This is a genomic window from Halomonas sp. DP1Y21-3 (assembly GCF_019801245.1).
In the GTDB taxonomy this organism is placed as follows: Bacteria; Pseudomonadota; Gammaproteobacteria; order Pseudomonadales; family Halomonadaceae; genus Halomonas; species Halomonas litopenaei.
Map to the genome: position 1 here is coordinate 131,983 of NZ_JAHVJM010000004.1, position 18,688 is coordinate 150,670.

The following is an 18,688-nucleotide window of genomic DNA, read 5'->3' on the forward strand; positions in this document are numbered from 1 at the left end:
GACGCCTATCCGGCCACGCACACGCCACGCGTGGCAATTCCGACGCCGATTCCATAAGCTGACAGCACACAGGGCCCAACGACATTCGTTGCAAGGAGACCGTGCCATGAAGGCACCCTACCCGCTGTTGTCACGCCGATTCCGCCTGGCGGTAATCGCCATCCTCGCCTTGCTGATCACCGGCTGTCAGAGCGTCAGCACCACCGGCACGTCCCGCGCCCCGGAGGTCATCGATATCGGCGAACCCGACACCCCGATCGAACAGCCGGGCCCGAGAGACGACCAGCCCACCGCCGATCAAGCCAGGGTCCCCAGGGAGATCCCCTTCCCCGCCGACGTCTACGCCCAGCTGCCGAAGAGCGGCAGCGCCGTGCTGTCCGGCAGACTCACCCTGAACACCCCCGCAGGCCCGGTCATCGGCGGTGGCGAGACGGTATCGGTCGCACCGATCACCAAGTACTCCGCCGAGGCGGCGGCCCAGGCGCTGGCCGGCCGGGCGGTGGAACGCGCCGACCCACGGGCCCGCGAATACACCCACACCACCCGCACCGACACCAACGGCTACTTTCAGCTACGCGACCTGCCCCCCGGCGACTTCTACGTTTCGGGCACGGTGGTCGATCCGGCCAGTGGCAGCCGCCAGATCGTGATCAAGGAAGTCACGCTAAGAAATGGTGGCCACAGCGAGATTCAGCTCAGCCGCTGATATCGCGTACCGATTCGACCTGGCCCTGACAACAGGACGGCGACCCATTGCGGGTCGCCGTCTTGCTTTCCTGGAGAGCTTTGCTGGAGATGCCCAGACCGCTACCAGTCCAGTGCCTTCTTGACGAAGGGGATGGTCAACTTGCGCTGCGCCGACAGCGAGGCGTTGTCCAGCACCTCGAGCGAGCGAAACAGCTCACTGAGCTCGCGTGCACCACGATGCAGGATGTAGCGTGCCACCTCGTCGGGCAACTCCATGCCACGCAGGTGGGCACGCAGCTTCAACGCTTGCATGCGGTCCTCGTCGGACAGCTGCCTGAGGTGGAAGGTCATGCCCCAGGTCAGCCGTGACGCCAGGTCCGCCAGCTTGATATCGAGCTGCCGGGGCGGGCGATCCGCGGCGATCAACAATCGCTTGCCGCTGTCTCGCAGCCGGTTGAAGGCATGGAACAGCGCCTCCTCCCAGCGCTTGCGCCCCACCACTCGATCCAGATCATCGATGGCCACCAGGTCGAGACGCTCCACATCCTCGAGCATCAACGGCGGGAAGTGGCCCAGCTCCTCCAGTGGTAGATAGAGGGTTCGCAGGTCCCGCGCGGAGGCCTGGTGGCAGGCCGCCTGCAACAGGTGGCTACGACCGACGCCGTCGCCCCCCCACAGGTACAGAAAGGGCTCGCCGTTGTCATCGAACTGATGGCTCAGGCACTCCACCAGGGTGGCGTTGGCTCCCGGATGGTAGTTGTCGAAGGTCGCGTCGTCGCGCAGTCCGACGCCCAGAGGCAACTGCGCGGGGGCTCGACTCATGAGGACTCCTCGTTGGCGGCGGAGGGCTCCTTGTCGGATTCATGCTCCGCGTCATAGAGCGACGAATTCTTATACGTATCATGCAGGTAGCGCAAGATGACCATCACCATGGCCGCCACCGGCAGCGCCAGCAGCACACCGGTGAAGCCGAACAGCTGGCCGCCGGCCAGCACCGCAAAGATGACCGCGACAGGATGCAGGCCAATCTTGTCCCCCAGCAGCTTCGGCTGCAGCAGGGTGCTTTCCACCAGTTGCCCGAAGCCGAACACCAGCCCCACGCCCAGCAGTACCAGCCAGTCGCCGAACTGGAAGAAGGCCACCACACCGGCCACCGAGATCCCCACGATCACGCCCAGATAGGGCACGATGCTGGCAAGTCCTGAGAGCAGCCCGATCAGCAGGCCAAAGCGAACACCCAGCAGCGTCAGTCCGATGGCATAGATGACGCCGAGACACAGCATCACGATCAACTGGCCACGCAGGAAGGCCGCCAGCACCTCGTCGCACTCCTTGGCCAGCCGAACGGCCGTCGGCTCCCACTGACGCGGCAGCAGCCGCCTGACCTTGCCCACCAGCACGTCCCAGTCCAGCAGCAGGTAGAAGGTCACCACCGGAATCAACGCCAGATTGGCCAGCCAGCCGACCAGCGCCATACCCGACCGCGACACCTGGGCCAGTACGCTGGCGGCGACGGTACCGGTTTCTTTCCAGTTTTCCAGTACTGCCTTGCGCAGTGCATCGAAGTCGGTGCTGAGATCGAGCCCGGTCAACGACTGCAGCTCCGGCAACACCGTGCTCTGAATCCAGCTCAGTACCGCCGGCAGCGCTTCCACCAGCTGCCCGATCTGCTGTCCCAGCAGCGGCACCAGCAGCAGCAGCGTCAGCCCTACCAGCAGCGTCAACAGCACAAACACGACGCAGACCGCCCATTGACGCGACAGCCCGCGCTCCTCCAGGCGATCGGCGATAGGGTCACCCAGGTACGCCAGCACCATGCTGACGAAGAAGGGCGCCAACACCGGTTCGATGCTGACGAAGAACCACAGCACAACAGCCGCCACCGCGGCGACAATCCACCACTGCTTGCTCATTCGCTTTTCCCCGAAAGAAACCACCATTCCCTGTGATGCCCGACCGATAGTGTGCCATGGCTGCGATGGCCGAAGCACAGTGCTACAATCTCCGCCCCCAACGTGCCCATTGTCTCACGTTCGTCCGCTGGTGCGCACCACGCCCGCGGCTCGACCGACTCCACAGGATCTGTCATGACCGACTCCTCCTCCTCCCCCGAAAGGGCTTCGCTCAGCTACAAGGACGCCGGTGTCGATATCGACGCCGGCAACGCCCTGGTCGATCGCATCAAGGGCGTCGCCAAACGCACCACCCGCCCCGAGGTAATGGGCGGGCTGGGAGGCTTCGGCGCGCTGTGCCAGCTGCCCAGCGGCTACCGTGAGCCGGTTCTGGTCTCCGGCACCGACGGGGTCGGCACCAAGCTGCGCCTGGCCATGGACCTGGGTCGCCATGACACCATCGGCATCGATCTGGTTGCGATGTGTGTCAACGACCTGGTGGTCGCCGGCGCCGAGCCGCTGCTGTTCCTCGACTACTATGCCACCGGCAAGCTGGACGTCGATATCGCCGCCGACGTGGTCAGCGGCATCGGCGAAGGCTGCGAACGTGCCGGCTGTGCTCTGGTCGGTGGCGAAACCGCCGAGATGCCCGGCATGTACGAAGGTAGCGACTACGATCTGGCCGGCTTCTGTGTCGGCGTGGTGGAGAAGGACGAGATCCTCGACGGCACCAAGGTCGCCGCCGGTGACGTACTGCTGGGCCTGAGCTCATCCGGCCCTCACTCCAATGGCTACTCCCTGATCCGCAAGATCCTCGAGGTGGCTGACGCCGACCTGTCCACCGACATCGACGGCCAGTCACTGGGCGACGCCCTGATGGCGCCGACACGCATCTACGTCAAGCCGCTGCTGGAACTGCTGCGCCACGACGACTATCAGGTCCACGCCCTGTCCCACATCACCGGTGGTGGCCTGCTCGAGAACCTGCCCCGGGTACTTCCCGAGGACCTCACCGCCCACGTCGATACCAGCCTGTGGCAGCGCCCTGCGGTGTTCGACTGGCTCAAGCAGCAGGGCAACGTGGACGAACATGAGATGCACCGCGTGCTCAACTGCGGCATCGGCATGGTGCTGGTGGTACCTGAAGATCAGGCCGACCAGATCCGCGCTCACCTGCAGGCCCAGGGCGAAGGCGTCCATCGCATTGGCCACATCGCCGCGCGCCAGGGCGACGAGGAGCAGGTGCAACTGGAGATGCCGGCGTCATGAGCGAGGGCGTGAACGAGGGCGAGCTCAACGGCTTCACCCCGGAAGAGGCCACCCAGCCACGGGTGGTAGTGCTGATCTCGGGGGGTGGCACCAACCTGCAGGCCCTGATCGACGCCCAGAGCCACGACGAACTGGGTGGCGAGATCGTGGCCGTGGTGTCCAATGTCGCTGACGCCTATGGTCTGAAGCGGGCGCGTGATGCCGGCATCAACGCGGTGGCCCTGCCCCACCGCGAGTACGACAGCCGCGATGCCTTCGACGGCGCCCTGATCAAGGTGATCGAGCGCCACGAGCCTGACCTGGTGGTGCTGGCCGGCTTCATGCGCATCCTGACGCCGCGTTTCGTCCAGCGCTTCATGGGACGGATGATCAACATCCATCCGTCGCTGTTGCCGGCCTATCAGGGCCTGCACACCCACGCCAGGGCACTGGCCGACGGCATCGACGAGCACGGCTGCAGCGTACACTTCGTCACCGAGGAACTCGATGGCGGGCCGGTGGCGATCCAGGCCGTGGTCAAGGTCAACAAGGATGACACCGAAGAGACCCTCAAGGAGCGAGTGCTGAGTCGTGAGCACCTGATCTTCCCGATCGCGGTACGCTGGTTCCTCGAGGGACGTCTGCGCCTGCAGGGCGACATCGCGACCATCGACGGCCAGCCGCTGCCGCCGGGCGGCATGCGACTGTCCCACGAGGACGCCGCCGAGGAACTCGACGAGGACGACGAGTCCCGGTGAAATCTGGCCGCGCTGTCGCCTGAAACAACAAGGCCCGCCGAGCGATCGGCGGGCCTTGTTGTCTGTGGGCCTTGCATGCAGCAGTCGCGTGAGCGGTAAGCCCTCGCCTCTTCGCACTCAGGTGCGCGGCAGAGTCACTCCACGCTGGCCCATGTACTTGCCGCCACGATCGGCGTAGGAAGTGTCACAGATCTCGTCAGATTCCAGAAACAGCATCTGTGCCACGCCCTCGTTGGCGTAGATCTTGGCCGGCAGATTGGTGGTGTTGGAAAACTCGAGGGTCACGTGACCTTCCCACTCCGGCTCCAGCGGCGTCACGTTGACGATGATGCCGCAACGCGCATAGGTGGACTTGCCCAGGCAGATAGTCAGCACGCTGCGCGGGATGCGAAAGTACTCGACGGTCCGCGCCAGCGCGAAGGAGTTGGGCGGAATCACGCAGACGTCGCCCTTGATGTCGACAAAACTCTTCTCGTCGAAGGCCTTGGGATCGACCACCGCCGAGTGAATGTTGGTGAACACCTTGAACTCGTCGGCGCAGCGTACGTCATAGCCGTAGCTCGAGGTCCCATAGGAGATGACCCGCCGGTCGTTGACGTAGCGAACCTGATCGGCCTCGAAGGGCTCGATCATGCCCTCGTTCTCGGCCATGCGGCGGATCCATTTGTCGGACTTGATGCTCATGGGACTTCCTGCTGGGTGCTCGAAGAGTGGACGCGTTCGGTGGGGCCACATGATAGCGGCCCCTCGCTGCCACGTCACGATACAAAGGTGATAGGCGCCTGACAGGCGCTTGATGAGGATCAGCCGGCGACGCCGCCAGGCGTCACCCTCCGCTGGCCCTTACTCGCTGAAGCTGATGCTCGGCCCCTGGTCGCCACCTTCACCGTCGATCTGCTCGGCCACCTGGCGCGCCATGGTGCGGAAGGTCGTCGCCACTTCGCCGTCGGGCTCGGCGACCACGCTGGGACGTCCACCGTCCACCTGCTCACGAATGCCCATCGACAACGGCAGGCGCCCCAGCACCCGGGTTTCGTACTCCGCGGCGATGCGCTCTCCGCCCCCCTCGCCGAAGACCGGCTCACTGTGGCCGCACTTCGAACAGGTATGCAGGCTCATGTTCTCGACCACGCCCAGCACCGGGACCTTGACCTTGCGGAACATCTCGATGCCCTTGCGCGCGTCCAGCAAGGCGATGTCCTGGGGCGTGGTGACGATCACCGCGCCGTCCACCGGTACCTTCTGGGCCAGGGTGAGCTGGATGTCACCGGTGCCCGGCGGCATGTCCACGAACAGATAGTCCAGGTCGCTCCAGCGTGTCTGGTTGAGCATCTGCTGGAAGGCCCCCGCCACCATCGGGCCACGCCACACCATGGGCTCGCGAACGTCGACCATGAACGCCATGGACATGGCCTGGATGCCGTGGGCCTCCAGCGGCAGGAACTGGTTCTCGCCGCTCGCCTGGGGGCGCACGCCTTCGCCGACTCCCAGCATCTGCGCCTGGCTGGGCCCGTAGATATCGGCGTCGAGAACGCCGACGCGATAGCCTTCGGCGGCCATGGCCAGCGCCAGATTCACGGTCACCGTCGACTTGCCGACACCACCCTTGCCCGATGCCACGGCAACGATATGCTTGACCCCTTCGATCACGTCTCGCTCCTGTTTCCAGATGGGCGCGGTTAATCCGCCGGGCCAGTATAGGGCCCAGGCGGCGCGAGGTTAAGCGAAGCGGGACCGCCAAACGCAGCGGCGGGCCCGAAGGCCCGCCGCTGTTGCTTCCCGCAACCTTGCCGACGTCACCGCCGGCAACCGTCTCGCTGACGCTCAGTTGGTGCTTTCGGTGCTGGCGTCGTCGGTGACCGAGGCTGCCGCATCGCGCACCTTCTCGGCAGCCTGACGGGCCACGTCCTTGACCGTCTCGACGGCCTCGGCGGCACCGGAGGCTACCTCATCGGTCCACTGGGTAGACGACTCCTCGCCCTCGGCGGCCGCATCGGCGGAGCCCTCTTCGCTGGCCGCATCCGCCTGGGAAGCGTCGGCGGAGGAACCTTCCCCGCTCTGGGAGGCGTCGGCAGAAGCCTGATCACCCTCGCTGCCACCCGGGGTCTTCTCCATGGACTCGGACGAGGCCACGTCCTCGTCCTCGGCGGCGCTCTCGTTGGAGCCCTGCTCGCTGGCCGAGGCCGCGCTGTTGCCCGAGGACTGAGAAGAGTCCTGCTCCTGCGACGACTGTTCCTCTGCCGCCGACCGCTTCGCCGACTGAACGGCGATATCGGCCTGGCTCATGCCATCACTGCTCTGGTCGCCGCTGTTTTCGCCGCCACCACTCTGGTCGCCATTGCTCTGGTCGCCACCCCCGGAGCTGATGACCTCGACGGAGCCGCTGCTGCTTTCGCCCTGGGACGAGGCCTGCTCATCGGCACTACCCTCGCTGTCGCTGCCTTGACCGGAGGATGCGCCGTCAGAGAGCTCGGCGGTGGCACGATCGAGGTTCTCGAGCTCGATGCGCCAGGTGTCGAGTTGATTGTTGAGACGAGCCAGACGCTGGCGACGCTCGTCGGCACGGGCCTCGAGTTCATCGATCCTGGCCTGCAGCTCATCGCGGCGGGCGACCGCTTCCTCGGCACGGGACTCGGCATGGCGAACACGCGCCTCGGCCTGCTCGCGTTGCTCGGCGGTGCTGGCCAGCGTCTGCTCGAGGCGGGCCTGGGCCTGCTCGGCCTGCTTCTGCGCCTCCTGCTGCTGGCTCTCGAGGCTCGCCACTTCTTCCTCGAGTGAACCGACGGCGCTCTGCTTCTCTTCGATGGAGCTTTCCAGATCACTCAGGCGCTTCTCGGCGTCATCGACCTCACCGGTCAAGGACTCAGCCTCGGACTTGAGCGAATCACGACGCTCCACCAGCTGCTGCTGTTCGTTCTGCGCCTCTTCCAGACGATTGCGCGCCGCCACCAGGTCGGACTGCAAGGATGCCTGGGTGGATTCGAGTTCCTTCAGATCGGCCTGTACCTGGGCGGCCTGCTCTTCGGCTGCCGCCTGGGCGGTACGCGCTTCGGCCTCCTCGGCCTTCAGGGTTTCGAGCTGGGCACGCATTTCCTCAAGCGAGGTCTCGGCCTCTTCCCACTGGGATACCTGGCTCTCGAGCTCGGCACGCTGGGCTTCCAGGGTAGCCTGGCTCTCTTCCAGCCCGGACACCTGCTCGCGCAGGGTCTCGACGCGTGACTCGCTGGCATCGAGTTCCTTGGTCAGGGCAGTGCGTGCCTCGCCGTTGGAACTGGCGCTGAGCTGGGCACCGATGGCCCAGATCAGGCTGACGCCGGCCACCGCCGCCAGGCCCTTGACTCGGTTGTCCTTGAACAGCTCCTTGGCATCCTTGCCGGAGGCTGAAGACTGGGTCGCCTCGGAGGTGTTGCCATCCTTCTCGGTGTTGTTGTCCTTGTCGGGATTGATCTCTTCCATTCGGGGGTCTCCCTTGGGGTGGGACGGGTCCTGAGGTTCGAGGACCAAAGTGATCACAGCATACTGCCTGACTGCGGGCGCGTCAGGGGTGTGCTCCATCAAAAATACGCGCTAGCGAGCATTAGAAAATTGCCGTGTACCCTATCCGAGCATGTTTTCCGCAGAGCGTCGAGCCCCATTACCGAAGCGCAGGAGTCTGCGGAAAGCCGCCCTCACAAGCGTTCAGGATGCAGCGCCTGTTCGACGCACTACGTCTCCGGCTTGCCGCGTAGCGACTTGAGCTTGCCCCGCTGCTTCTTGCCTTCGAGGCGACGCCGCTTGGCCGCCTTGCTGGGCCGGGTGGCGCGACGCGCCTTGGGAATCACCAGTCCCTGCTGCAACAGCGATTTCAGCCTCGCCAGTGCCGCTGCGCGGTTGGCCTCCTGGGTGCGTTCCGACTGGGCCTTGATGATCACCACTCCGTCCTGGGTGATGCGATGATCATTGAGCGCCAAAAGGCGCTCCTTGACGTCGTCAGGCAACGACGATGCCTGAATATCGAAGCGCAGATGAATCGCCGAGGCGACCTTGTTGACGTTCTGGCCACCGGCTCCCTGGGCACGAATCGCACTCATGGCGATCTCGCTATGAGGGACCGACAGACGTCGACTTAGTTGCATCTTGCCTCCCTCCTGGTGGCTTGATAAATGACGGTAGATGAACGGCGTTGGTGGCCAGTATCGCTGGTCGGTGCCGATGCCCGGTGCTGATACCCAGTGCTGATGCCCGTTGCCGATGCTCAATGTTGATGATCAACGCCAGGCCGTCGGCGGCCCCATCCGGTGGGAGCGACACACTTCAAGGCCTGATCGGACCGACGCCGAGCCCCTTGAGCATGACACGACGAACGGCCTTGAGCAGCGGATAGCTGAGGCGTGCTCGCCGTCTCGACGACAGCCACCACAGCATCCCACGCGACAACGGACCTCGACCTCGCCCGGCCACTGCCGCCATACGTACCGCCTGATCACCATGGTAGCGCTCGTCGCCGAGCTCCAGCACCATACCCTCGTCCAGGCGACAGCCCAGACGCTCCAGACGCCGGACCTCTTCGGGGTGATGGCGCGCATCAACGAGATCCAGCCGTCCCTTGGACAGTCCGTAGCGCGACACGAAGCTCCGACACAATGGACACTGTCCATCATAGATCAGCCTGGCGTCGGATTCGGTGCGGGATTCCTGGTCTGCAGATGCCACTCGTTCCTCCCGGCGTACCCCCGCCCTTAGACCATCTGGTTGGGCAAGGGTTTGACGCTGACACTGGCTCCCAGCGTATCATGCCCTATCCCTCAAGGACGATTCGGGCCCATGACAGCACCGCGCTGGTACCAACACGCCGTCTTTACTCTGCTGCCACGGCTCGCCTTCTTCATGTGGCGGGTGCTGACCCACTTTCTGCACAATCGGGGAATGCTGCTGGCGGGCGGGGTCGGCTTCAATATTCTGCTGTCCACCATTCCGCTGTTCGCACTGATGGTGGTGGCGATGGCTCAGGTCGTGGACGAGCAGCAGCTGCTCAATGTGATCGCCATGCAGGCACGCCACATCGCCCCGACCCACGCCGAGGTGATGCTGGAGTCGGTGCGCGCACTGCTGGACTCCCGCGATGCCATCGGTATCTACGGCATCCCGGTGCTGCTGATCTTCAGCTCCTTCGCCTTTCGCATGCTGGAAGACGCCCTGGCGCTGATCTTCAGAAAGCCCGACGTCAAGGACACCCGCAGCCTCTGGGTGTCCTTCCTGTTGCCCTACGCCTTCATGCTGGTACTGAGTGCGGCGCTGCTGGCGCTGGCCATGGCGGTCAGCCTGGCCAGCACCCTCAATGGACTGTGGATGGCGCTATACGGCCGTGAGTTGCCCATGGCCTCGCTGTCGGAGCCGGCCCTCAACCTGACCAGCTTCGTCGGCGTCTTCCTGCTGTTCAGCGCCATCTACAAGGTCCTGCCGGTGGTACGCATTTCCCTGAGGCGCGCCTTGGCCGGGGGCTTTGCCGCCGCCCTGATGTGGGAAGGGGTCAGGATCGCCCTGGTCTACTACTTCGCCAACCTGTCACTGGTAAGCGCGGTCTACGGCCCCCTGGCGACCCTGATCGTGGTGCTGCTGAGCCTCGAGATCGGCGCCGTGATCCTGCTGCTGGGCGCCCAGGTCATCGCAGAGCTCGAGCACAACTGCCGCCTCGGCCTGCCCTGGCACCAGGACCCTCGCAAGCGCTCGCGGGTCGATGCCCTCAGCGGCGCTGCGGCTCCTTGCCCTGCAGGCGACGAATCAGCCCCATCAGGCCGCGACCGCTGATCATGCCCAGCAGGTAGATCACCACCACCAGCAGGGCCATCGGCATGGCAATGGTCCAGCCGAGCAGTTTCACCTGCACCATCTCGATGTTCTGCACCACCAGGATGGCGATCAGCGCCAGAATCACGACCTTTACCACCAACCAGAACTTTTCCATCGAAGACTCTCCTTGTGCCCGACACGGGCGTTGCGATGTCGCCACGCCGAGCTCGAAATTGTGTCAAATCGAGCGTCGGCCAGCGTGTGAAACATGGTCGCGGGGTGGCGGACTGTCAAGCTGGCCGGTCGAGGCACATCCTGCTCCCGCGTCGGTATCTCCACCGTCCTGCACAGCCCACCAGCGAGGTCAGAAGGTGGACAGGCCGCTGGCCTCCATCAATCGATAGCGCCAGCCATCGAACCAGCCAGCCTCGTCCCGCGGCGCCCAGGCTCGGCTGGTTCGACGTCCGTCGCTCGAGTCCCAGCGCTGGTCGAACCAGGCGCCGATTTCGTCGATGGCGGCGACCCCTCGCCCTTTTAGCAAGACGCTGCTTTCAAGATTGAAATCGTCGAGATTGCGTCGGGTCAGGTTGGCCGAGCCCAGAATCACGGCGTCTGCCAGCTCGTCCTGCGCCGGACCCCTTCTCACCAGCACCACCTTGCTGTGGCACTGCTCACCGTCGGTGACACACCAGCGCACCTGAACGCCCGCGTCCAACAGCTCTTCGGCCACCGGCTGGTTGGGCAGGCCTCCCTTTTCGAAACCGAAGGCCTCACGATTGGGGTCAAGCAGCACCCGAACCGCCACTCCTCGCTCGCTGGCCTCCTTCAGCGCCTGGACCACCCCGCGGTGGGCGACGTAGAAAGCGGCGACATCCAGCCGATCGCCAGCGACGGTGTCATCGACCTGAGCGTGCACAGCGTCACGGATGGCGGCTTCGGTCAGCAGTTGCGCCATCGCGCTATCCGATGGCTCGGCCTCGGGCGCTGGCGACTGCGATACCTCGACGCCGGACCAGGACGCCACCTCAGCCTCGGAGGCGATGACGTCACGGGCCACCGGCCCATCGATCCTCAGCGCCACGTTGGAGTGCAGGCTGCTGCCGTCGTGAGGATTGGCCGAGGTGATCAGTGTCGACCACCCTTCGGCGTGATCCACCGTCAGCGTCTTGCGATGATTGGCGCGAAAATTGAGCAGCGCCAGGTAGCTTCTCAGGGTCACCGGCTCGCCACCGAAGGCATTGGGCAGCCAGCCCCCGTCCGGGTCGTTGCCAAGCCGATCCAGTCCCAGATGCCAAAGGCCTGACCACAGCGGGTTGGAGGCGCGCAGGCGATCGAGACGGGTGATGGCAAGCTCGACCCCCGCCGCCTCGAGGCGCTGATAGAGCGGCACCCGCTGGCCTCCATAGAGAGTATTTAGGGGGTCGGTGATCACTACCACTCGCGGCGCCGGTTGGCGCTGGCGGGCGGCGATCAGCGCATCGGCAAGGCGTTCGGCCAGGGGCAGAAAGTCGCCCCCGCCACTGCCCTCGAGGCGATTGAACAGGAACATGTCGACGACGATCAGCCGGCGGGCACCCTCGATCATCGCCACCGCTTCGTCAAAGATGTGCTGATCAAGATGACGGCGGCCACCCTCGTCATACCAGGTTCGATCGGCGAGAAATTCGACCTCGCCCACTGGCCGCTCGGGCCAGGCCTTGCCGACGTTTTCCGGTAGTGGCTTGATACTCTGCCACAGCCCCATCCCCGCCCAGGCGACCAGCAGTACTGCCCCGCTCCATTTGATCGTGCGTCCCAGCCTGGCCATAGCGTCCTCTTGGCGAATTCATCCGTGGCGCACGAGCATAGCCCAAAACGTTTCACCCACACACGTACCCGTCTCCGCCGTCGCAGGCGGGACGATGCAGCAGCCTCAAACGCTCGCGCCCGGCACAGGGCCGGGCGCGAGAGACCATCGACGGTCAGTGGGAGATCGCTCAGCTCAGCGCCAGCACCCCACCGCAGACCGCGATGGCGGCGCCGAGGGCACGCACCAGGCGCTGTTCACGGCTGGCCAGCCAGCCACCCAGCACCCGCGCCAGCATGGTGATGGCAAGCGTCGAGGCCGAAAAGCCCACCACGTAGGCGACGAGTGAGGCGGCTGCGGGCATCTCGGCGCCGTGGGCGATGCCATGCATCGTCATCAGGGCGATCACCAGGCCTCCGCCAAGCGCTGCCGGCAGACGCATCAGCGCCGCCACCATGACCCCGGCGATCAGCACCGACAGGGCAATTCCCCCTTCCACACCGGGCAAGGCGCCGGCGGGAAGCGCGCCGGACAGCGCCAGACCAGCCCCGGCCAGCATGCCAGCCAGTGCCATCAGCGGGGTAAAGCGTCGCATGGCTGCCCCCTGCCCCAGACTCCACAGGCCAATAGCCGCCATCGCCAGCAGGTGATCGAGCCCCAACCAGGGATGCATCAGGCCGGCGGCAAGGCCGCCATGCTCGACGCCGTGGCCGGGGTGCGCCAGCGCCAGCGGTGCGACAAGGCCAGCGGCCATGGCGCCGGCGATCGCCAGGGAACGGGAAGAAACACGAGAACGCTGTGTCATGACAGACTCCTTGTTGACTGAGAACGCAACGCTTCGGCTGCGTGGTAACGGGCGATTCAGGCTTCCACTGCCTCGGCTCGCCGGTCGGGCAACATGCCCCGCTCGAGAATGAAACCGATGATGGTGTCGAGACCGACGCCGTCATACAGATTGGTGAAGACGAAAGGACGTTCGCCACGCATCTTGCGCGAGTCACGGTCCATCACCTCCAGCGAAGCATGCACCTGCTCGGCAATGTCGATCTTGTTGATGATCAACAGATCCGACTTGGTGATGCCCGGCCCGCCCTTGCGCGGGATCTTGTCACCCGCGGAGACGTCGATGACGTAGAGCGTCAGGTCCGACAGCTCAGGACTGAAGGTGGCCGACAGGTTGTCGCCGCCGGACTCCACCAGCACCAGTTCGAGCCCAGGATGGCGGCGGTGCAGCTCGTCGATGGCCGCCAGGTTCATCGAGGCGTCCTCGCGGATCGCGGTGTGCGGACAGCCGCCGGTTTCGACGCCGAGGATGCGATCCGGCGACAGCGCCTCGTTGCGGGTCAGGAAGTCGGCGTCTTCCTTGGTGTAGATGTCGTTGGTCACCACGGCGATATCGTAGTGATCACGCAGGGCCCGACACAGCTGCTTGAGCAGCGCCGTCTTGCCCGAGCCCACCGGGCCGCCCACGCCGACGCGCAGGCACTGGGAGGGAGTGGTTGAAGTGGTCATGGTGTTCTCCTGCCTGTCATGTAAGGCCATTCCCCGACGTGTCGAAGACCGGAGAATGGCGCCGTCGATACCCCGGTATCGATGGCATCGTTGTCACTCGCTCAGCTGCGAAACAGCCGCGAGTACTGGGTTTCGTGCAGGCCGCTGGCCAGGGCAAGCCCCGGCAGCGCCGGCCCCATGTCGTCATCGTCGATGATCAGGGCACGCCCCACCGCCTCGACCAGCGCCGGACGCAGCCGCTCGACCAGTCGCTGGGCCGCGGTATGCCCGAGCGGCAGCGCCTTGCAGGCTGCCGCCAGCTGGTTCTCGAGCCAGGCCCAGGCAAAGCCCAGCATGGCCTGGCGCGGCGGCAACCCGCGGGCTACCGCCAGGGCGCTGAAGGCGGTCACATAGCCAGGCTCGTCAGGCAACCCGGCTTCGGGCGCCAGCCCCAGGCTGCGCATCAGGCGCACCAGCGACGCGCCCAGCTGGCGATCCTCCTCGCGCAGCTCTCGGGTCTCGCGTACCGCCCCCAGCCAGCAGTCCCAATGCGCCACCCTATCCTCGTCGCCCTGCTGCCAGGCCTCGACGAGTCGCGCCAGGGCAGGCAGTTCCGCCACCGCCAGGCCATCCTCCAGCACGCCCTCGAGCCAGTCGCCAAGACTCTTTTCATCGTGAACCCAGCCCAGTTCGAAGGCGCTCTCGAGCCCCTGGGACCAGGCGAAGGCGCCGATCGGCAACGCCGGGCTGACCAGCTGCAGCAGCCCCAGCAGGGCCAGATCATCGTGCGCCTGTGACGCAGACTCGATCCCGGCCATCAGGTGATCCCCTGAGCGTGGCTGTGTGAGGAGCCATGTGAGGAGCCATGTGAAGAGCCATGTGGCGAGCCGTGTGAATGGCCATGCCCGTGCGAATGCCCGTGCCCATGGTCATGGTCATGAGAATCGCTGTGCGAATGACCATGCGAATGCCCACCCATGGTGTAGGCGCCCGGCTCGGGATCAAACGGCGCCTGGTGGTGCTCGAGCCGCGCACCAAGCCGCTCGGCCAGCTCTTCCAGCACATGGTCCGGCGCAAAGCGCACGTAGCAGCAGGCGTCACCCTGGTACTCGCCCTCGCCGATACCGAGGGTCACGTGGCGGTTGCCCAGGTGGTAGCACAACCGAGCCAACGCAAGGCCGGCGTCCGGCCCCGGCGCTACCCAGGCGGTAACCACCGGTTCCGGCGCAGCGATGACCCGGACGCGGCTGCCGTCCTCGGCCTGAAGACCGTCGCCGTGGCGCAGCACCGGACCGCGTTCGAGAAACAGACCCGCCGCACGCCCGCTGTCCAGGGTCACCCGCAGGCGCCCCTTGATGCGATCGTCGTAGCTCAGGGTCAGGGTGTCCTGGACGCCGTCTTGCCCATCGCCGACGGGCAACGGCCCGAGCCGGCGGGTCAGCGACAATAGCGAACTCATGGATGACTCCTTGGTACTGTCAGCGGCACTGTCGAAAACCGTCATCATCGCTGACTCAAAAAAGGTGATAGCGCTGGGCCAACGGCAGCACGTCCAGCGGTTCACAGGTCAGAAGCTCGCCATCGCAGGTGACCTCGTAGGTCTGGGCGTCGACCTTGAGATCCGGGCAACGGTCATTGAGCTTCATGTCGCCCTTGCGCACCGCACGCACATCCCGGCAAGCCACCAGGCGGCTTTGAAGCCCCAGCCGATCCTTGAGCCCCGCATCCAGCGCGGCCTGAGAGACAAAGCTCACCCGGGTCGCCGCGGCGGCCTGGCCCAGCGCCCCGAACATCGGACGGTAGTGCACCGGCTGGGGTGTCGGGATAGAGGCATTGGGGTCGCCCATGGGGGCCATGGCGATCATTCCCCCCTTGAGCACCAGCGCCGGCTTGACGCCGAAGAAGGCCGGATCCCACAGCACCAGGTCAGCAAGCTTGCCCACCTCGACAGAACCGATCTCATCGGCCAGGCCGTGGGTGATGGCGGGGTTGATGGTGTACTTGGCCACATAGCGGCGGGCACGCAGGTTGTCGGCGCCACGTTCTTGATCTTCCGGCAGTAAACCACGCTGCACCTTCATCTTGTGAGCGGTCTGCCAGGTCCTGCACACCACCTCACCGACGCGTCCCATGGCCTGCGAATCCGAGGCGATCATCGAGATGACGCCGAGGTCATGCAGGATGTCCTCGGCGGCGATGGTCTCGCGGCGAATGCGCGAATCGGCGAAAGCCACGTCCTCGGGAATGTTGGGGTCGAGGTGATGACATACCATCAGCATGTCCAGGTGCTCGTCGACGGTGTTGACCGTGTAGGGCCGGGTCGGGTTGGTCGACGACGGCAGCACATAGTCCTTCGAGCAGGCGGTGATGATGTCCGGTGCGTGGCCGCCCCCGGCGCCCTCGGTATGGTAGGTATGGATGCCGCGCTGCTTGAACGCCGCCAGGGTGTCCTCGACGAAACCGGACTCGTTGAGGGTGTCGGTGTGGATCGCGATCTGAACGTCGTAGCGCTCGGCCACGCTCAGGCAGGTATCGATGGAGGCCGGGGTGGTACCCCAGTCCTCGTGCAGCTTGAGCCCCATGGCGCCCGCTTCGATCTGGGCCTCCAGCGCCTCAGGCAGGCTGGCGTTGCCCTTGCCGAGCAGACCGATGTTCATCGGCAGGCTGTCGCAGGCCTTGAGCATCTGATGGATGTGCCAGGCCCCCGGCGTGCAGGTGGTGGCGTTCGATCCGGTGGCAGGCCCGGTACCGCCCCCCAGCATGGTGGTGATGCCGCTGGCCAGGGCCTCGTCCACCAGCTGCGGACAGATGAAGTGCACGTGGGCGTCGATGGCGCCGGCGGTGAGGATCTTGCCCTCGCCGGCGATGACCTCGGTGCCGGGTCCGATCACGATGGTGACGTCCGGCTGGGTGTCTGGATTGCCGGCCTTGCCGATGGCGGCGATGCGACCCGCCTGAAGGCCCACGTCGGCCTTGACGATGCCCCACCAGTCAAGGATCAGGGCATTGGTGATGACGGTGTCCATCACCGTCTGGTCGAGACGCTGGCTCTGCCCCATACCGTCACGAATGACCTTGCCACCACCAAACTTGACCTCGTCGCCGTAGTGGGTGGCGTCCTTCTCTACCTCGATCCACAGCTCGGTGTCTCCCAGGCGCACCCGGTCTCCGACGGTGGGGCCATAGATGTCGGCATAAGCCTGACGACTGATCTTCATCGGGCGTCCTCCTGGCCGCTGTCGCCGCTGGGTGCACCGGCATCGTCCAGCGCGCCCATGACTTCACCGCGAAAGCCGTAGATATGACGACGTCCGGCGAAGCTCACCAGGGTGACCTCACGGCTCTGCCCCGGCTCGAAGCGCACCGCGCTGCCGGCGGCCACGTCCAGACGAAAGCCCCGCGCCCTGTCGCGATCGAACGCCAGTGCCGGGTTGGTCTCGGCGAAGTGATAGTGGGATCCGACCTGAATCGGTCGATCTCCGCGATTGGCCACCTCCAGCGTGACCCTGTCGCGACCCTCGCACAGGGCGATGTCACCGTCCTTCAGTTGGTATTCTCCGGGGATCATCCCGCGCCCTCCCTATTGGTATCAGCGTATGAGCCTGTCGCGTCGCCCCCGGATCAAGCCGGGGCCTGGCAGCGTCACGAGATCGGGTTGTGCACCGTTACCAGCTTGGTGCCGTCGGGAAAGGTGGCCTCGACCTGCACCTCGTCGACCATTTCCGCCACCCCTTCCATCACCTCGTCACGCCCCAGTATCTGGCGCCCTCGGCTCATCATCTCGGCCACACTCAGGCCTTCCCGGGCACCCTCCATGATCTCGCAGCTGATCAAGGCCACCGCCTCGGGATAGTTCAGCTTGAGCCCCTTGGCGCGTCGCCGCTCGGCCACCAGGCCAGCGGTAAACAGCAAGAGCTTGTCCTTGTCACGCGGTGTCAGCTCCATCCTTTCATCCTCGATGTTGGTCAGGGTGGCCAGGGGTCGCCTGTCCCGCCCGGCATGACATTCAGGTAAACCAGATGCGTGGCACACAGGCCTCGCGATCCATCAGCATCGGACGCAGCAACGTCCAGGCCGCCTCGCACAGCGACCAGGCCTCGCGCCGCGAGTGACCGAGGTAGCGCAGCAGCAGGACGCCATCACGTACGGTGACGGCCCAGCGCTCGGCTTCACCAGCGCCGGGACTGCCGGCAAGGTCATTCCCTCCCTGCCCCAACCCTTGGCGCAGACGTTCGATCGCCGCGGACTCGTCTTCGAGCCCGACCGCCCACAGGGTTGCCTGGACGCTGCACCCTCGCTGCCCCCAGGCGCCGTGAAAACGACGATGGTCAGGGTCGAGGGGCTGGCGCTCGATCCACAGTGGTCGTCCGTCCCGGGATAACCGGAAGCGCTGTTCGAGGTGGCCGCTGGCAAACGGCAGATCACTGGCCGGCCGGCCCAGCGCCAGCACCTCCCAGCCCAGGCAGCGGGCGCTGCCGGAAAGCTCGATCTCGGTGGCCTGCACCCCTCGCGAGCCGTCGAAGGCGATGGTTTCCTGGGGCAACCACTCGAGCAGCCCGCCCTCCTCGACCACCAGACGAGTGCGCTGGGACCAGGCCACGGCGTTGCGGTCGGCCCGATACAGCTTGTTGGCCGCCGGTGTGGTCAGCAGCGCCCGCGCGCCCGCGCCCACCCGCGCCTGGATATCCAGGATATCGCCGCTGACCAGCCCCCCCGGGGGATGCAGCAGATAGACGTGGCAGGTGCCGTCGCGGCCTTCGGGGTAGAAGGGACGCTGCACCCGCAGGGGGCCGCGATGATCCACCCGATAGAGGCGAGTGGCCTGGCCATCATGGCGAAAGCCGAGATCGAGGCTGGCCTCCCAGCGCCGTCCCGCGTCGAAGCGATGGCCGTGCCGATCGGTCGAATCCTGTGTTGTCTGCGCGCTCATGGCTCTCCCGGGCGGTCCGTCGAGTCGGCGTGGCAAGCGAAAGTAAAAAAGGCCACCACCATTGCCCAATCAAGGTGCAAGCCCCGTACCAGCTTCTCGAATCTCTATTTTTCTACTTAATTTTCAA

The 18,688-nt window shown here is 65.5% G+C and carries 21 protein-coding genes; 4 read left to right on the forward strand and 17 right to left on the reverse strand.

Features of this window, described 5'->3' with window-relative positions; all coding sequences use genetic code 11:
• The first annotated feature begins 106 nt into the window (after positions 1 to 106).
• Positions 107 to 706 (forward strand): carboxypeptidase-like regulatory domain-containing protein, encoded by a 600-nt coding sequence (locus KUV74_RS12825; protein ID WP_108133089.1) that lies wholly within the window; start codon positions 107 to 109, stop codon positions 704 to 706.
• 101 nt (positions 707 to 807) lie between these two features.
• Here KUV74_RS12825 and hda read toward each other — a convergent pair whose 3' ends face one another.
• Entirely contained in the window at positions 808 to 1,509 is a 702-nt protein-coding gene (hda, locus tag KUV74_RS12830) for a DnaA regulatory inactivator Hda (RefSeq protein WP_045992482.1), read from the reverse strand.
• Positions 1,506 to 2,600 carry an AI-2E family transporter gene (locus KUV74_RS12835; protein ID WP_045992483.1) on the reverse strand — a complete coding sequence of 365 codons (1,095 nt, stop codon included), beginning with the start codon at positions 2,598 to 2,600 and terminating at the stop codon, positions 1,506 to 1,508. Before KUV74_RS12835 ends, hda begins: the two co-directional genes overlap by 4 nt.
• Positions 2,601 to 2,774: 174 nt before the next feature.
• On the opposite strand from KUV74_RS12835, the gene purM reads away from it, so the two are divergent.
• Together purM and purN are read left to right on the forward strand one after the other, a co-directional pair.
• Positions 2,775 to 3,848: a phosphoribosylformylglycinamidine cyclo-ligase gene (gene purM / locus KUV74_RS12840; protein WP_108133088.1), complete on the forward strand. Its 1,074-nt coding sequence runs from the start codon at positions 2,775 to 2,777 to the stop codon at positions 3,846 to 3,848.
• Positions 3,845 to 4,585: a phosphoribosylglycinamide formyltransferase gene (purN, locus tag KUV74_RS12845; protein ID WP_045992485.1), complete on the forward strand. Its 741-nt coding sequence runs from the start codon at positions 3,845 to 3,847 to the stop codon at positions 4,583 to 4,585. Before purM ends, purN begins: the two co-directional genes overlap by 4 nt.
• Before the next feature lie 117 nt (positions 4,586 to 4,702).
• Here purN and dcd read toward each other — a convergent pair whose 3' ends face one another.
• From dcd to KUV74_RS12870, 5 genes are all read right to left on the reverse strand, one after another.
• A complete protein-coding gene (dcd, locus tag KUV74_RS12850) occupies positions 4,703 to 5,269 on the reverse strand; it encodes a dCTP deaminase (protein WP_045992486.1) in 567 nt (188 codons plus the stop codon).
• Between the two features lie 159 nt (positions 5,270 to 5,428).
• Positions 5,429 to 6,232, reverse strand: coding sequence for an iron-sulfur cluster carrier protein ApbC (gene apbC / locus KUV74_RS12855; protein WP_222516711.1), 804 nt, complete (start codon positions 6,230 to 6,232; stop codon positions 5,429 to 5,431).
• Positions 6,233 to 6,409: 177 nt separating this feature from the next.
• Positions 6,410 to 8,041: a hypothetical protein gene (locus tag KUV74_RS12860; protein ID WP_222516525.1), complete on the reverse strand. Its 1,632-nt coding sequence runs from the start codon at positions 8,039 to 8,041 to the stop codon at positions 6,410 to 6,412.
• Between the two features lie 248 nt (positions 8,042 to 8,289).
• A complete protein-coding gene (gene arfB / locus KUV74_RS12865; protein ID WP_045992488.1) occupies positions 8,290 to 8,700 on the reverse strand; it encodes an alternative ribosome rescue aminoacyl-tRNA hydrolase ArfB in 411 nt (136 codons plus the stop codon).
• A 178-nt stretch (positions 8,701 to 8,878) separates the two neighbouring features.
• Positions 8,879 to 9,277, reverse strand: coding sequence for a DCC1-like thiol-disulfide oxidoreductase family protein (locus KUV74_RS12870; RefSeq protein ID WP_045992489.1), 399 nt, complete (start codon positions 9,275 to 9,277; stop codon positions 8,879 to 8,881).
• Positions 9,278 to 9,388: 111 nt separating this feature from the next.
• Between KUV74_RS12870 and KUV74_RS12875 the strand changes: the two genes are divergently transcribed.
• Positions 9,389 to 10,372: a YihY/virulence factor BrkB family protein gene (locus KUV74_RS12875; RefSeq protein WP_083970369.1), complete on the forward strand. Its 984-nt coding sequence runs from the start codon at positions 9,389 to 9,391 to the stop codon at positions 10,370 to 10,372.
• Here KUV74_RS12875 and KUV74_RS12880 read toward each other — a convergent pair.
• From KUV74_RS12880 to KUV74_RS12925, 10 genes are all read right to left on the reverse strand, one after another.
• The gene (locus KUV74_RS12880; RefSeq protein WP_045992490.1) at positions 10,308 to 10,529 is read right to left on the reverse strand and encodes a DUF1049 domain-containing protein; all 222 of its coding nucleotides are present in this window, start codon (positions 10,527 to 10,529) and stop codon (positions 10,308 to 10,310) included. The genes KUV74_RS12875 and KUV74_RS12880 overlap by 65 nt on opposite strands.
• A gap of 189 nt (positions 10,530 to 10,718) precedes the next feature.
• Positions 10,719 to 12,161 carry a phospholipase D-like domain-containing protein gene (locus KUV74_RS12885; RefSeq protein WP_222516526.1) on the reverse strand — a complete coding sequence of 481 codons (1,443 nt, stop codon included), beginning with the start codon at positions 12,159 to 12,161 and terminating at the stop codon, positions 10,719 to 10,721.
• A gap of 169 nt (positions 12,162 to 12,330) precedes the next feature.
• Entirely contained in the window at positions 12,331 to 12,945 is a 615-nt protein-coding gene (locus tag KUV74_RS12890) for a HupE/UreJ family protein (RefSeq protein ID WP_108133082.1), read from the reverse strand.
• 56 nt (positions 12,946 to 13,001) lie between these two features.
• The gene (ureG, locus tag KUV74_RS12895) at positions 13,002 to 13,652 is read right to left on the reverse strand and encodes an urease accessory protein UreG (RefSeq protein WP_045992492.1); all 651 of its coding nucleotides are present in this window, start codon (positions 13,650 to 13,652) and stop codon (positions 13,002 to 13,004) included.
• Between the two features lie 101 nt (positions 13,653 to 13,753).
• Complete coding sequence (locus KUV74_RS12900; protein ID WP_108448796.1) at positions 13,754 to 14,449, reverse strand: urease accessory protein UreF; 696 nt, start codon at positions 14,447 to 14,449, stop codon at positions 13,754 to 13,756.
• Positions 14,449 to 15,090, reverse strand: a complete 642-nt coding sequence (ureE, locus tag KUV74_RS12905) for an urease accessory protein UreE (protein ID WP_222516527.1) — start codon at positions 15,088 to 15,090, stop codon at positions 14,449 to 14,451. The genes KUV74_RS12900 and ureE overlap by 1 nt, the downstream gene beginning before the upstream one ends.
• Positions 15,091 to 15,145: 55 nt before the next feature.
• Positions 15,146 to 16,849, reverse strand: a complete 1,704-nt coding sequence (ureC, locus tag KUV74_RS12910; RefSeq protein WP_045992494.1) for an urease subunit alpha — start codon at positions 16,847 to 16,849, stop codon at positions 15,146 to 15,148.
• A complete protein-coding gene (locus KUV74_RS12915) occupies positions 16,846 to 17,199 on the reverse strand; it encodes an urease subunit beta (protein ID WP_045992495.1) in 354 nt (117 codons plus the stop codon). The genes ureC and KUV74_RS12915 overlap by 4 nt, the downstream gene beginning before the upstream one ends.
• 74 nt (positions 17,200 to 17,273) lie before the next feature.
• Positions 17,274 to 17,576, reverse strand: a complete 303-nt coding sequence (gene ureA / locus KUV74_RS12920) for an urease subunit gamma (protein WP_045992496.1) — start codon at positions 17,574 to 17,576, stop codon at positions 17,274 to 17,276.
• A gap of 61 nt (positions 17,577 to 17,637) precedes the next feature.
• Complete coding sequence (locus KUV74_RS12925; protein ID WP_108133077.1) at positions 17,638 to 18,561, reverse strand: urease accessory protein UreD; 924 nt, start codon at positions 18,559 to 18,561, stop codon at positions 17,638 to 17,640.
• Positions 18,562 to 18,688: the final 127 nt, after the last annotated feature.